Genomic DNA, 12,678 nt, shown 5'->3' with positions numbered 1-12,678 from the left:
TGACGGGTGACGCATGACGAGGGTGTACGTTCCCGCGACGATCGAGATCCTCCACCGGCTCGTCACCGACCGGGAGTTCGATCCAATGAGCCGTACCGCCTTCGCCGTCACCCCCACGCTCCGCGAGGCGTACTCGTCGGGCGACGACGAAGAACTGGCCGAGGTCGCGATGGCCGAGGCGGCCCGGGCCTCGCTGCGACTGATCGCCGGCCGGGTGGGGGAGAGCGGGAGCGACGGGGTTCGCTTCCGTCGCGCCGTGGTCGCGGCGGACGTAGACGACGTGACGCCGCGGCCGGACCTCGACGACGCCGTGGTCCGGTTGCCCGGTCCCGTGACGATCGGCACGGTCGCGTCGGTGCACGTGGACCTCGCGGAGGCGGAGCCGGACATCGAACGAGCCGTGTCGGCGATCGACGAGGCCGATCTCGGGGACCCGGACGCCGAGTTCGTTCTCGGTGACGCGGAGGATCATGTGCTGGCGTGGTACGCCACCCAGGAGCTTCCGTTCCTGCTCGAACTGCTCTGACCGGCACGTCCTCTTACTTCGGGGTAACCTACGGTACCGTAACTTGATAACCTACGGTAGCGTAGGTCGTGACGGAAAAGGTGGAGGTCGGATGGGTCTGAAGGATTGGATCGAGGCGCCCGCAGCAGCGGTCGTGCCCGCCAAGCGGTCCAAGCTCAATTGGTTGCGGGGCGCGGCGGCACGGCTCACGACGCCGTTGCTGCCCGACGACTACCTGCATCTGGCCAACCCGCTGTGGTCGGCTCGTGAACTGCGTGGGCAGATCGTGGAGGTGCGCGCGGAGACCGCGGACTCGGCCACGATCGTCATCAAGCCGGGCTGGGGATTCGACTTCGACTACGAGCCCGGCCAGTACATCGGCATCGGTCTGCACATCGACGGACGCTGGCACTGGCGCTCGTACTCGCTCACCTCGCCGCCGAACTGGGACGACAAGCTCATCTCCATCGCCGTCAAGGCGATGCCCGAGGGATTCCTGTCGAGTCACCTCGTCAACGGTGTGCCCTCGGGAACGATCGTGCGGCTCGCGACCCCCACGGGCAACTTCGCGCTGCCCGACCCGCCGCCGGAGCGGATCCTGTTCCTCACCGCGGGCAGCGGCATCACGCCTGTCATGGCGATGCTGCGCACGATGAACCGGCGCGGTCAGCTCCCCGACGTCTTCCACGTCCACTCGGCACCCACCGACGCCGACGTGATGTTCGCCGACGAGCTGATCCAGCTCCACGAGGAGCACGACGACTTCCGGTGCAAGATCCAGCTCACCCGCAGCCAGGGCAAGTTCGCGTTGTCCTCGCTCGACGAGGTGTGTCCCGACTGGCGTGAACGGCAGACGTGGGCCTGCGGGCCGCTGCCGATGCTCGACGAGATCGAGACGCTGTGGCGCGACGAGGGCATCGAGGGCAAGTTGCACCTCGAGCGGTTCGCCGTCTCCCGCGCGGACACGTCCGGCGAGGGCGGGACCGTCACGTTCGCCAAGGCAGACAAGACCGTGACGATCGACGGCGCCACCACTCTCCTCGAGGCCGGTGAGCAGGTTGGTGCACTGATGCCGTTCGGCTGCCGGATGGGTATCTGCCAGACCTGTGTCGTGCCGATTCTTGCCGGGCACGCCATCGACCTGAGGTCCGGCAAGCAGCACGCCGAAGGTGACCGAGTCCAGACTTGTATCTCCGCGGCGGCAGGGGACTGCACGCTCGACGCGTGAGCGTGAGCGTGTTGTTCACCTGACTCCGCTATTCTCGGACTCTCACCAGACGGAGGAGCACGGTGGCGATCACCGACATCAAAGAGTTCGCGCATCTGACCGAAGCGGACATCGAATCGCTCGGGCGTGAGTTGGATGCGATCCGGCTCGACGTGGAGGATTCGCGGGGCGTTCGCGATGCCCGCTACATCCGCCGGGCCATCAGGGCGCAACGGCTGTTGGAGCTCGGTGGCCGGCTTGCGTTGTTCGGAAGCCGCTACCGCCCGGTGTGGCTTGCGGGCACCGCCTTGCTTTCCCTCTCGAAGATCATCGAGAACATGGAACTCGGTCACAACGTGATGCACGGCCAGTGGGACTGGATGAACGATCCGGAGATCCACTCCATGTCGTGGGAGTGGGATCAGACGGGCCCCTCGGAGCATTGGAAGCGGGCGCACAACTACTCCCACCACACGTTCACCAACATTGTGGGAATGGACTCCGACGTCGGATTCGGCATCCTCAGGATGACCCGCGACGAGGAGTGGCGGCCGATCAATCTGCTGCAACCCGTCGCCAACGTCATCCTGGCCGCCACGTTCGAGTGGGGGATCGCGCTCCACGACCTCACCTTCGCCGCCGAACTCGAGGGTGCCGAGAAGGGGCAGCTCAATTCTCAGGCCAACAAGGATTTCGCTCGCAAGATCTTCCGCCAGGTCGGCAAGGACTTCCTCCTGTTCCCGGTGCTCGCGGGGCCTGCGTGGAAGTCGACGTTGTCGGCCAACGCCACCGCCAACCTCGTGCGGAATCTGTGGGCCTATGTGGTGATTTTCTGCGGGCACTTCCCGGACGGTGCCGAGAAGTTCACAGTGGACGAATACGAGAACGAGACCCAGCACGAGTGGTATCTCCGGCAGATGCTCGGTAGCGCCAATTTCGACTCCGGCAAGATCATGGGATTCATGAGCGGCAATCTCAGCTACCAGATCGAGCATCACCTGTTCCCGGACCTGCCGAGCAACCGGTACCCGGAGATCGCGGTGAAGGTCCGGGCGCTGTGCGAGAAGTACGACCTGCCGTACACGACGGGGTCACTCGCCAAGCAGTACCTGCTGGCTCTGCGCACGATCCACAAGCTCGCCCTGCCCGACCGGTTCCTGCGGGCGACGGCGGACGACGCCCCGGAGACGTCCTCGGAACGCAAATTCCGCGACGCCCGTGATGCGGGTGCCGCCATGGTCGAGACGTTGCGCACGGATCCCGTCACGGGGCAGCGGCGGGGTCTGCTGTCGGCGTTGCGCGCCCGCGCGGAGGCCAAGATTCCTCGACGCCGACGGTGATTTCACTCACACCTACACTCAGGTAACCTACGGTGTCGTAACTTACGGTACGGTAGGTCGAGTCAGCGCCTATCGGGTGTGAACTGTCGACCCAGCCAGGAGGAGGTCCCCCATGGCGATTGCAGACGTCAAGGAATACGCACATCTCACCGAAGCCGACATCGAGTCGCTCGGACGCGAGCTCGATGCGATCCGGCGCGATATCGAAGAGTCCCGCGGGGAGCGTGACGCGCGCTACGTGCGAAACACGATCAGACTGCAGCGTTCCCTCGAAATCGGTGGCCGAGCCGTCCTCTTCGCGAGCAAGCGGCGTCCCGCCTGGCTGGCGGGCACGGCCTTGCTTTCCCTCTCGAAGATCATCGAGAACATGGAGCTCGGCCACAACGTCATGCACGGCCAGTGGGACTGGATGAACGATCCCGAGATCCACTCCACCTCGTGGGAGTGGGACGTCACGGGACCGTCCGCTCACTGGAAGCAGACGCACAATTACATTCACCACAAGTACACCAACGTCCTCGGCATGGACGACGACGTGGGATACGGGCTGCTGCGCGTCACGCGGGACCAGCGGTGGAAGCCGTTCAACGCCGGCAATCTCCTGTACAACACCCTGCTTGCGCTGTTCTTCGAGTACGGAATCGCGGCGCAGCATCTCGAACTCGGCAAGGTCGCCAAGGGGCGCGTGCCGAGCGAGGAGACCCAGCGCAAGCTCCGCGAGGTGGGCGAGAAGGTCGGCAAGCAGATCCTCAAGGACTATGTCATCCACCCCGCGGTCACGGGTCCCGCGTGGAAGAGCACGCTCACTGCCAACATCGCCGCGAACATGATCCGCAACGTGTGGACCAACGCGATCATCTTCTGCGGGCACTTCCCGGACGGCGCCGAGAAGTTCACCAAGGCGGACATCGACAAGGAAACGCCGGCCCAGTGGTACCTGCGGCAGATGCTCGGTAGCGCGAACATCGAGGGCGGCAAGCTCATGGACTTCATGTCCGGCAACCTCAGCTACCAGATCGAGCATCACCTGTTCCCCGACCTGCCGAGCAACCGCTACGCGGGGATCGCCGTGCGGGTGCGGGAACTGTGCGACAAGTACGACCTGCCGTACACGACCGGGCCCTTCCTCGTGCAGTACGGGAAGTCGTGGCGCACCATCGCCAAGCTGTCGTTGCCGAACAAGTACCTCAAGGCGACCGCGGACGACGCACCGGAGACGGCGTCGGAGCGCAAGTTCGGTGGAAACACCACGGCGACAATCGATCCCGTGACCGGCCGCCGTCAGGGTCTGAGTACCGCGATCAAGCGCACCCGCAAGCGCCGCGGTCTGCGCGCGCTGCTGTCGCGCTAGAAAGTTCCGCTACAGACGCGGTTCGTCCCTCACCAGGCTTCGTTGGACGCGATGGCCGTGAGGAGGTGACGGACCGCGTCGACGCGTTTGGCGGCCTTGCCCTCCAGTTGGTCGAGCGCGCATTCGGGGTCCGCGGGCGGGCCGAGGTGGGTACATCCTCTCGGGCAGTCCTCGATGGCCGCGGCCAGATCGGAGAACGCGGCCACCACGTTCTCCGGGGAGATGTGGGCCAGTCCGAACGACCGGATGCCGGGAGTGTCGATCGCCCAGCCGCCCGTCGGAAGCGGCAGCGCGACCGATTGCGTGGACGTGTGGCGGCCCTTGCCGACGCCGGAGACCACGCCGACAGCCCGGTCGGCATCGGGCACGAGGCGGTTGACGAGAGTCGACTTCCCGACCCCCGAATGGCCGATCAGCGCAGTGAGTCGGCCCGACAGCATCGACAGGACCTCTTCGACCGGATCGTCGCGACCGGCCACGATGACGGGGACGTCGAGGTCGGCGAACGCGCTCGCGAACTCCTCGGGCGGTTCGAGATCGCTCTTCGTCAGGCACACGATGGGACTCAACCCACCCGCGTACGCGGCGACGAGCGCACGTTCGACGAATCCGGTCCGTGGCGGCGGGTCGGCGAGCGCCACGACGATCAGCAGCTGCTGGGCGTTGGCTACGACGATCCGCTCGTACGGATCGGTGTCGTCGGCGGTGCGTCGCAGCACCGTGGAGCGTTCGGCGACCCGCACGATCCGTGCCAGGGTGTCGGGCTTGCCGGACAGATCACCGACGACGCTCACCTCGTCGCCGACCACGATCGGGGTGCGGCCCAGTTCCCGGGCGCGCATGGTGACGAGGGGACGCTCTGGGTCGCCGCCCAGCACGCAACCCCACCGGCCGCGGTCGACCGAGACGACCATCGCCGACTCCGCGGCGAGGTGCTCCGGCCGGGTCTTCGTGCGCGGGCGCGTTCCTCTGCCCGGGCGTACCCGGACGTCGGACTCGTCGTACTGCCTGCGACTCAGAAGCTCGCCTTCCGCTCGGTGCCCGAAGCTGCGGACAGCATTGTGGCCCAAAGGTTCTCGAAGCCGGGCAGGGTCTTGGCCGTGGTGCCGACATCCTCGATCTCGATGCCGTCGACCCGCAGCCCGACGATGGCACCCGCGGTCGCCATGCGGTGGTCGGCGTAGGAGCGCCACGTCCCGCCGTGCAGCTCTGCCGGGACGATCGTGAGGCCGTCCTCGGTCTCGGTGACGTTTCCGCCGAGCGAGTTGATCTCGTGTGCGAGTGCGGCCAGCCGGTCGGTCTCGTGACCGCGCAGATGCGCGATGCCCCGCAGGTGCGACGGCCCGTCCGCCAATGCGGCGAGCGCCGCGACGGTCGGCGTGAGTTCGCCCACGTCGTGCAGGTCGATGTCGATGCCGGTCAGCTGCTGCGGGCCGCGGACGGTGAGGTTCGCGCCGTCCAGCCGGACGTCCGCGCCCATCGCAAGGAGTATCTCGCGGATCGCGTCTCCGGGTTGCGTGGTCCTGCTCGGCCACAGGGGAACGGTCACCTCACCGCCGGTGACGGCGGCGGCGGCCAGGAAGGCGGTGGCATTCGACAGGTCGGGTTCGATGGCCCGGTCGACGGCCCGGACGACACCGGGGCTCACCCGCCACGTGTCGGCCTCCCCGCCCGTCGCCGGGGTCGTGACCTCGACACCCGACTCGCGCAGCATCTCGACCGTCATGTCGATGTGCGGCATGGACGGGACCGTCTTGCCGTCGTGATGCACCGTGATGCCCTCGTCGAAAGCCGCCGCCGACAACAACAGCCCGGAGACGAACTGTGACGAGCCGGACGCGTCGATCGTGACCCGTCCACCGCGCAGCGAACCCGCACCGCGGACGGTGAACGGGAGGGAGTCGCCGTCGATGTCCGCTCCGAGACCGCGCAGCGCGTCCAGGATCGTGTCGAGGGGCCGGGTGCGCGCCTGCTCGTCCCCGTCGAAGTGAACCGTTCCGCTCGCAAGCGCGGCGACCGGCGGAAGGAACCGCATGACGGTGCCCGCGAGGCCGCAGTCGACCGCACCACCCTGGAGGGGTCCGGGGGTGACTTGCAGCGTCGTGTCGGCGCCGGCCGTTTCGATGCTGATGCCGAGCGTGCGGAGCGCGCCGATCATGAGGTCGGTGTCCCGGCTGCGCAGTGCCCCGGTGAGGGTGGACGGACCGTCCGCGAGTGCGGCGAGGATCAGTGCGCGATTGGTGATCGACTTCGATCCGGGGAGGGCGACCGTCGCGACGACGGGCGCTTCGGCACGGGGGGCGTTCCACAGGCTCAGGCTCACGGTCTCCATCTTCGCCTATCGGGCGGGTCGCCGGGCCGGGTGGGCGGCGTATCGCGGGTGTCGGTGGTTCGTGCCACTCTGGTGGGCATGTGCGGCAGGTATGCGACCACTGCGAATCCGGCGACACTCGCGGCCGACCTCGATGCGATCAACGAGGCGGGCGAGGAGGAGGGTCCGCCCGACTACAACGTGGCGCCCACCACGCAGGTCCTGACGGTGGTCGACCGCCACGACGCCAGGCGGATCCGGCGGATGCGGTGGGGGCTCGTGCCGTGGTGGACGAAGGAGCTCGGCAAGGGGCCGGTGCTGTTCAACGCGCGAGCGGATTCGGTCGACAACAAACCCGCCTTCCGGAATGCGTTCAAATACAAGCGCTGCCTGGTTCCGATGGACGGCTGGTACGAGTGGCAGACCGAGGTCGATGCGGCGGCCGCAGGCAAGAAGACCGGCAAGGCGAAGAAGATCCCGTACTACATGTCGCCGGAGGACGGCTCCCGCCTGTACATGGCTGGGCTGTGGTCGGTCTGGCACGATCCCGCGGTCGAGGAGTCGCCCCCGGTCCTGAGCTGCAGCATCATCACGGTCGACTCCGCCGCCCAGCTGGAGGACGTGCACGACCGGATGCCGCTGGTCATGCCGCGCGACCGGTGGACCGCGTGGCTCGATCCCGAGCATCCCGCGTCGACGGATCTGCTCGCGGTGTCACCCGACGCCATCGCCGACATCACCGTCCGGCGGGTGTCCACACTGGTGAACAGTGTGAAGAACAACGGACCGGAACTCCTCGACCCCGACACGGCCGGTCGTGACGACGCGCAGGTGGGGGAGCAGATCAGCCTGCTGTGACCGCCGCGGTGACGGCTCCGCTGAGCCGCACCAGGTCTGCGGGCGCGAGTTCGATCTCGAGTCCGCGCCTGCCGGCGCTGCACAGTACCCGGTCCCAGTCGAGCGCCGACGCGTCGACGACCGTCGGGAGTGCCTTGCGCTGTCCGAGCGGTGAGATGCCACCGAAGACGTACCCGGTGGAGCGCTCCGCCTCGGTGCGTTCCGCCATCACGGCCTTGCCCGCGCCCAGCGCCGCGGCCGCCGCTTTCAGCGACAGTTTCTCCGGCACCGGCACGACCGCCACCGCCAGCTTGCCGGTGTCGAGTTTTATCACCAGCGTCTTGAACACCTGGTGGGCGGTGACGCCGACCGTCTCGCCCAGGGCGTCGACGGCCTCCGAACCGTACGATTCCGCCCGCACATCGTGCGCGTAGCTGTGCACGGTGTGGTCGATACGGTGTCTGACGAGCAGCTTCGTCGCGGGAGTGGCAGTTCCGGCCATGGACAGACACTCTGCCACGCGGTCGGGAACACAGCGGACGGGAGGCGTGTTGGTACCTGCAGAAGAACAGTGCATCGAAGGGAGTGGTCCGTATCGTGATGTCCTCGGTGATGGAGCCCACGTCGCGTCTGCAGTTGGCGGTAACGTTGACGCCCACGGCGACCGAAGGGATCAGCGTGCAGGAACATGACCGTCCGACGGCAGACCAGGCCGAGCCACAGGACGAGTTGATCGCGCGTTTCGAAAGGGATGCGCTCCCACTTCTGGATCAGCTGTACGGCGCTGCTCTGAGGATGACCAGGAACCCGGCGGACGCCGAGGACCTCGTGCAGGAAACGTATGTGAAGGCCTACACGGCGTTCCGTTCGTTCCGCGAGGGCACCAACCTCAAGGCGTGGCTGTACCGGATTCTCACGAACACGTACATCAACTCGTACCGCAAGAAGCAGCGCCAGCCCGCGCAGTACCCCACCGACGAGATCACCGACTGGCAGCTGGCGGCGACGGCGGAACATTCGTCGACCGGTCTGCGGTCCGCCGAGGTCGAGGCCCTGGACGCGCTCCCCGACGACGACATCAAGGAAGCACTCCAGGCCCTGCCCGAGGAGTTTCGGATGGCCGTCTACTACGCCGACGTCGAGGGATTCCCGTACAAGGAGATCGCCGAGATCATGGGCACCCCGATCGGGACCGTGATGTCGCGACTGCACCGCGGGCGCAAGCAGCTCCGGGGTCTGCTCGCCGATGTCGCACGCGAACGTGGATTCAACCGTGGGGAAACCGGCGAGGTGCCCGGCGGCAGTGTAGTGAGCGCGGAGCAGGAGGTTTCTCGGTGAGCGAGCAGGACGAATTCGAGCAGCTCGATTGCTCCGCCGTCATCGCGGACGTCTGGCTGATGTTGGACCGTGAATGCGACGAGGCGTCGAGGGCGCGGCTGCAGAGGCACCTCGACGAGTGCGGGTCGTGCCTCGAGGCGTACGGGATCGAGGAGAAGGTGAAGAGCCTCGTGAACCGCAAGTGCGGCGGTGAGCACGCACCGGAAAGCCTGCGTCAGAGGCTCTCCATCGAGTTGCGGCGGACGATCCTCATCACGAATACCGAACCTGACGCATAACCCGTCAGAACAGCAATCAGGGGCCGGAAAGCAGTGATGCTTTCCGGCCCCTGGTGCGTTCTACGGCGCGTCAGGCGTTGGGACGCTTGCCGTGGTTTGCGGCGTTGCCCTTGCGACTGCGCTTCTTACGACCACGCTTACCCATGAGTAGATCTCCCTTCTTTTCACCACAGTCTTCCACGTGTGGTTGGGTGTCCTTGCAACAGGGCTTTCTCGATACCCGGGAGTGAAGGATCACAATGGCAGAAGACGTGCGCGCCGAAATGGTTTCGACGGTGTATCAGGTTGTGGTGAGCGCGGGTGACGAGGTGAAGGAGGGCGACACCCTCGTCATCCTCGAATCGATGAAGATGGAGATCCCCGTCATCGCCGAAGAGCCCGGCACGGTCACGTCCGTGGACGTCAAGGTCGGCGACGTGATCCAGCAGGGCGATCTGATCGCAGTCATCTCCTGAGCTGACACCCACCGACGATGTCCACACTGAGCGACCTGCTCGCCGAACACACCGACCTGCCCGGCGAGGCCGTCGATCATCTCCAGCGAGTCGTCGGCGAATGGCAGTTGCTCGCCGACCTCTCCTTCGCGGACGTTCTGCTCTGGGTCGGAACGGATTCCGCCGCCACCAACCCGACCGGCACCGTGATCTGCGTCGCGCACTGCAGGCCCACCACCGCGTCGACCGCATTCCCCGAGGACGTCGTCGGGACCGTCGTGTCGGAGTCGGAACACCCGCAGGTGCTGCAGGCGCTGCTCGAGGGCAGCGTCGTCCGCCCCGAGAACGGCGGCGGGCACGCGGGTCTGCCGCCGCGCGGGGAAGCGGTCCCGGTGCGGTGGAACGGCGAGGTGATCGCGGTCCTGAGCCGGGACACCAACCTGTCGCACCAGCGGGCGCAGAGCCCGCTCGAGGTCGCGTATCTCGACTGCGCCGAGGATCTGTGCCAGATGATCAGCGACGGCACCTTCCCGATCCGGGAGGCCCGGTCGGACACCAACTCGAGTCCCCGTGCCGGCGACGGCTTCATCCGCCTCGACACCGACGGCAGCGTGGTCTACGCGAGTCCCAATGCGCTGTCGGCCTATCACCGGATGGGTCTCAGCTCGGACCTGATCGGTCAGAACCTCGCCGCCACCACACGGTCGCTCGTGACGGACCCGTTCGAGTCGCAGGAGGTCGCCGGGTACATCCGCGACACCATCGCCGACAAGCCGGGCCGCCGCATGGAGATCGAAGCCAGGGGAGCGACCGTCCTGCTCCGGGCGCTGGTCCTCAAACCCGGCGGGAAGCGGGTCGGCGCCGCTGTCGTCGTGCGGGACGTCACCGAGGTGAAGAGGCGGGATCGCGCCCTGCTCAGCAAGGACGCGACGATCCGCGAGATCCATCACCGGGTGAAGAACAACCTGCAGACCGTGGCGGCACTCCTGCGACTGCAGGCACGGCGCACCAACAACGAGGAAGCCCGGCAGGCGCTGAGCGAATCGGTGCGCCGTGTCACGTCGATCGCCCTCGTGCACGACACGTTGTCGATGTCGGTGGACGAGGAAGTGAACCTCGACGAGGTCGTCGACCGCCTCGTGCCGATCCTGTCCGACGTGGCGACGGTGAGTACGCCGATCAAGGTCCGCCGGGAAGGCAGCTTCGGGGTGTTCTCCGCGGAGCGGGCCACGCCGCTGGTGATGGTGCTGACCGAACTCGTGCAGAACGCGATCGAGCATGCCTTCGAACCCGGCGCTCCGGGCACGGTCACCATGCGGGCCGAACGCTCTGCGCGGTGGCTGGACGTCGTGATCCACGACAACGGCAGGGGATTGCCGCCCGGTTTCAGCCTCGAGCGGTCCGACCGTCTCGGTCTGCAGATCGTCCGGACCCTGGTGGCCGCCGAGCTGAACGGTTCCCTCGGGCTGCATCCCGGGGCGGAGGGTGGAACGGATGCCGTGTTACGCGTACCGCTGGGGCGTCGTGGGCCGCGGTACTGACCGGCGGGCAAGCAAAAGGCCCGGCACCATGTGGTGCCGGGCCCGTCTTCTTCGGAAGTATCAGACGGTGGTGCGGGCACGCGTCCGAGCGTTGCGACGCTTGAGTGCGCGTCGCTCGTCTTCGCTCATGCCGCCCCACACACCGGCGTCCTGGCCCGACTCGAGTGCCCACGAGAGGCATTCGGCGGTCACCGGGCAGCGGTTGCAGACAACCTTGGCATCAGCAATCTGCGCGAGAGCCGGACCGCTGTTGCCCACAGGGAAGAACAACTCGGGGTCTTCGTCGCGACAGATTGCCTTGTGGCGCCAGTCCATCCTTCTGCTCCTTAACTGGGTGCGTAGTGCACCATTTCGTCTTCATGAGTTCATGTGTGCGTAGAGAATGTTTCCGCACTGTTGCTTGTGAATGCTTTCACGAACTGGCGGGATGTCAATAGAAAACCGCCGCACCGTGGGGGAGCTCACGTAGTTAGGCTGCCCTTCGAGGCGCGCCGTCCTTTGTACCCCATGCAGGCACTTCCCGCTAGGTGAAAACGGGGATTCTCGAGATCTGCTCAGGCTCGCGCCGGCGCGACCACATCCAGCGCTTCGGGCACCGACACGAACTCGACGACCTTGCGAAGTCCGATGTAGTCGCCGTCCATCTGCAGTCCGATGGGCTCCGACGCGGAGATCCGCACGCACGGCACGTCGTCGACCCGGACCAGCTTCTTCGCCTTCGGGCGGGTTCCGGGGGTCAGCAGCTGGCGGGCCACCCGCAGCGTGGTGAGGATCGCGGTGGACCGCATCGCGAAGACACCGAGGCCGGTGTCGTAGGTGGTGTCGGGATTCGTGTGGACCTCCCGCTTGTTCAGATACGTCCAGGGACTCGCGTTCGACACGAATGCGTAATGAACGCCCTCGACCGGATCGTGATCGGGAACCTCGACGGTGAGCGTCGGCTCGGCGTATTTCGATCGGAAGAACACGCGCACGGCCGCGCGGACATAGTGCGCCGGCGTGGCCGGCCGGCCGTTCTTGCGGTGCATGTCGACCGCCTCACACACCTGGGCGTCCCAGCCGAGACCGGCGTTGAACGCGAACCAGCGGTTGTCGCAGTGGGCGAGACCGATCCTTCGCCGCTGTCTGCGGGCGAGGAGATCGATGAGCTGGTTGGTGGCGTCCACCGGGTCGGGCGCGATGCCGAGCGAGCGGGCGAATACGTTCGCCGACCCACCGGGGACCACGGCGATCGGGGGAATCGGCCCCACCGTCACCGCGCTCATCGACTTCGGTGCCGGGGTGCCGAGCAGTCCGTTGACCACCTCGTTCACGGTGCCGTCTCCGCCGTGGACGATGATCAGGCCCATCCCGTCCACGCAGGCCTGCTGCGCCAGTTCGGCGGCGTGGCCGCGGTGTGTCGTGTGCGCGACCGTCAACCGCACCCGGCTCGACAGCGCGTGGGCGAGGAGATCACGCCCGGCCGGGGTCGTCGATGTGGCATTCGGGTTGACGATCAGCAGCGCGCGCACGGGGCCCAAGCCTAGCGGGGGCGGC

15 protein-coding genes are annotated in these 12,678 nt (G+C 66.8%); 9 read left to right on the top strand and 6 right to left on the bottom strand.

Annotated features, from left to right (window positions below; translation table 11 throughout):
* Positions 1 to 13 precede the first annotated feature (13 nt).
* The 4 genes from ACFVJ3_RS36475 to ACFVJ3_RS36460 all read left to right on the top strand — a co-directional run bounded on the left by ACFVJ3_RS36475 (position 14) and on the right by ACFVJ3_RS36460 (position 4,403).
* A complete protein-coding gene (locus ACFVJ3_RS36475; protein WP_378456692.1) occupies positions 14 to 526 on the top strand; it encodes a DUF6912 family protein in 513 nt (170 codons plus the stop codon).
* A gap of 91 nt (positions 527 to 617) precedes the next feature.
* The gene (locus ACFVJ3_RS36470) at positions 618 to 1,733 is read left to right on the top strand and encodes a ferredoxin reductase (RefSeq protein WP_378456691.1); all 1,116 of its coding nucleotides are present in this window, start codon (positions 618 to 620) and stop codon (positions 1,731 to 1,733) included.
* A gap of 62 nt (positions 1,734 to 1,795) precedes the next feature.
* Positions 1,796 to 3,052, top strand: a complete 1,257-nt coding sequence (locus ACFVJ3_RS36465) for a fatty acid desaturase family protein (protein ID WP_378456690.1) — start codon at positions 1,796 to 1,798, stop codon at positions 3,050 to 3,052.
* Positions 3,053 to 3,164: 112 nt separating this feature from the next.
* Positions 3,165 to 4,403, top strand: coding sequence for a fatty acid desaturase family protein (locus ACFVJ3_RS36460; RefSeq protein WP_378456689.1), 1,239 nt, complete (start codon positions 3,165 to 3,167; stop codon positions 4,401 to 4,403).
* Between the two features lie 29 nt (positions 4,404 to 4,432).
* Here ACFVJ3_RS36460 and rsgA read toward each other — a convergent pair whose 3' ends face one another.
* Positions 4,433 to 5,473, bottom strand: coding sequence for a ribosome small subunit-dependent GTPase A (gene rsgA / locus ACFVJ3_RS36455; RefSeq protein WP_378456688.1), 1,041 nt, complete (start codon positions 5,471 to 5,473; stop codon positions 4,433 to 4,435).
* Positions 5,419 to 6,735, bottom strand: coding sequence for a 3-phosphoshikimate 1-carboxyvinyltransferase (aroA, locus tag ACFVJ3_RS36450; protein WP_378456687.1), 1,317 nt, complete (start codon positions 6,733 to 6,735; stop codon positions 5,419 to 5,421). Before aroA ends, rsgA begins: the two co-directional genes overlap by 55 nt.
* Before the next feature lie 78 nt (positions 6,736 to 6,813).
* Between aroA and ACFVJ3_RS36445 the strand changes: the two genes are divergently transcribed.
* The gene (locus ACFVJ3_RS36445) at positions 6,814 to 7,572 is read left to right on the top strand and encodes an SOS response-associated peptidase (RefSeq protein WP_378456710.1); all 759 of its coding nucleotides are present in this window, start codon (positions 6,814 to 6,816) and stop codon (positions 7,570 to 7,572) included.
* Here ACFVJ3_RS36445 and ybaK read toward each other — a convergent pair.
* Positions 7,559 to 8,053, bottom strand: a complete 495-nt coding sequence (ybaK, locus tag ACFVJ3_RS36440) for a Cys-tRNA(Pro) deacylase (RefSeq protein ID WP_378456686.1) — start codon at positions 8,051 to 8,053, stop codon at positions 7,559 to 7,561. The genes ACFVJ3_RS36445 and ybaK overlap by 14 nt on opposite strands.
* 98 nt (positions 8,054 to 8,151) lie before the next feature.
* Here ybaK and ACFVJ3_RS36435 point away from each other — a divergent pair, with 98 nt between their 5' ends.
* Both ACFVJ3_RS36435 and rsrA read left to right on the top strand, forming a co-directional pair.
* On the top strand, positions 8,152 to 8,889 hold the full coding sequence (locus tag ACFVJ3_RS36435) for a sigma-70 family RNA polymerase sigma factor (protein WP_378456709.1): 738 nt from the start codon (positions 8,152 to 8,154) through the stop codon (positions 8,887 to 8,889).
* Positions 8,886 to 9,167, top strand: coding sequence for a mycothiol system anti-sigma-R factor (gene rsrA, locus ACFVJ3_RS36430; protein WP_005240092.1), 282 nt, complete (start codon positions 8,886 to 8,888; stop codon positions 9,165 to 9,167). The genes ACFVJ3_RS36435 and rsrA overlap by 4 nt, the downstream gene beginning before the upstream one ends.
* A gap of 70 nt (positions 9,168 to 9,237) precedes the next feature.
* Here rsrA and ACFVJ3_RS36425 read toward each other — a convergent pair whose 3' ends face one another.
* On the bottom strand, positions 9,238 to 9,312 hold the full coding sequence (locus ACFVJ3_RS36425) for a 50S ribosomal protein bL37 (RefSeq protein ID WP_022597109.1): 75 nt from the start codon (positions 9,310 to 9,312) through the stop codon (positions 9,238 to 9,240).
* Between the two features lie 94 nt (positions 9,313 to 9,406).
* Between ACFVJ3_RS36425 and ACFVJ3_RS36420 the strand changes: the two genes are divergently transcribed.
* Both ACFVJ3_RS36420 and ACFVJ3_RS36415 read left to right on the top strand, forming a co-directional pair.
* Complete coding sequence (locus ACFVJ3_RS36420; protein WP_005240095.1) at positions 9,407 to 9,622, top strand: biotin/lipoyl-binding carrier protein; 216 nt, start codon at positions 9,407 to 9,409, stop codon at positions 9,620 to 9,622.
* A 17-nt stretch (positions 9,623 to 9,639) separates the two neighbouring features.
* Positions 9,640 to 11,142 (top strand): sensor histidine kinase, encoded by a 1,503-nt coding sequence (locus ACFVJ3_RS36415; protein ID WP_378456685.1) that lies wholly within the window; start codon positions 9,640 to 9,642, stop codon positions 11,140 to 11,142.
* 60 nt (positions 11,143 to 11,202) lie between these two features.
* Here ACFVJ3_RS36415 and ACFVJ3_RS36410 read toward each other — a convergent pair whose 3' ends face one another.
* Positions 11,203 to 11,457 carry a WhiB family transcriptional regulator gene (locus ACFVJ3_RS36410; RefSeq protein WP_005240099.1) on the bottom strand — a complete coding sequence of 85 codons (255 nt, stop codon included), beginning with the start codon at positions 11,455 to 11,457 and terminating at the stop codon, positions 11,203 to 11,205.
* A 239-nt stretch (positions 11,458 to 11,696) separates the two neighbouring features.
* A complete protein-coding gene (locus ACFVJ3_RS36405; RefSeq protein WP_378456684.1) occupies positions 11,697 to 12,653 on the bottom strand; it encodes a diacylglycerol/lipid kinase family protein in 957 nt (318 codons plus the stop codon).
* Positions 12,654 to 12,678 lie beyond the last annotated feature (25 nt).

Source organism: Rhodococcus sp. NPDC127593 (genome assembly GCF_042671975.1).
GTDB lineage: Bacteria > Actinomycetota > Actinomycetes > Mycobacteriales > Mycobacteriaceae > Rhodococcus_F.
This window is presented reverse-complemented; position numbering and strand designations above follow the sequence as displayed.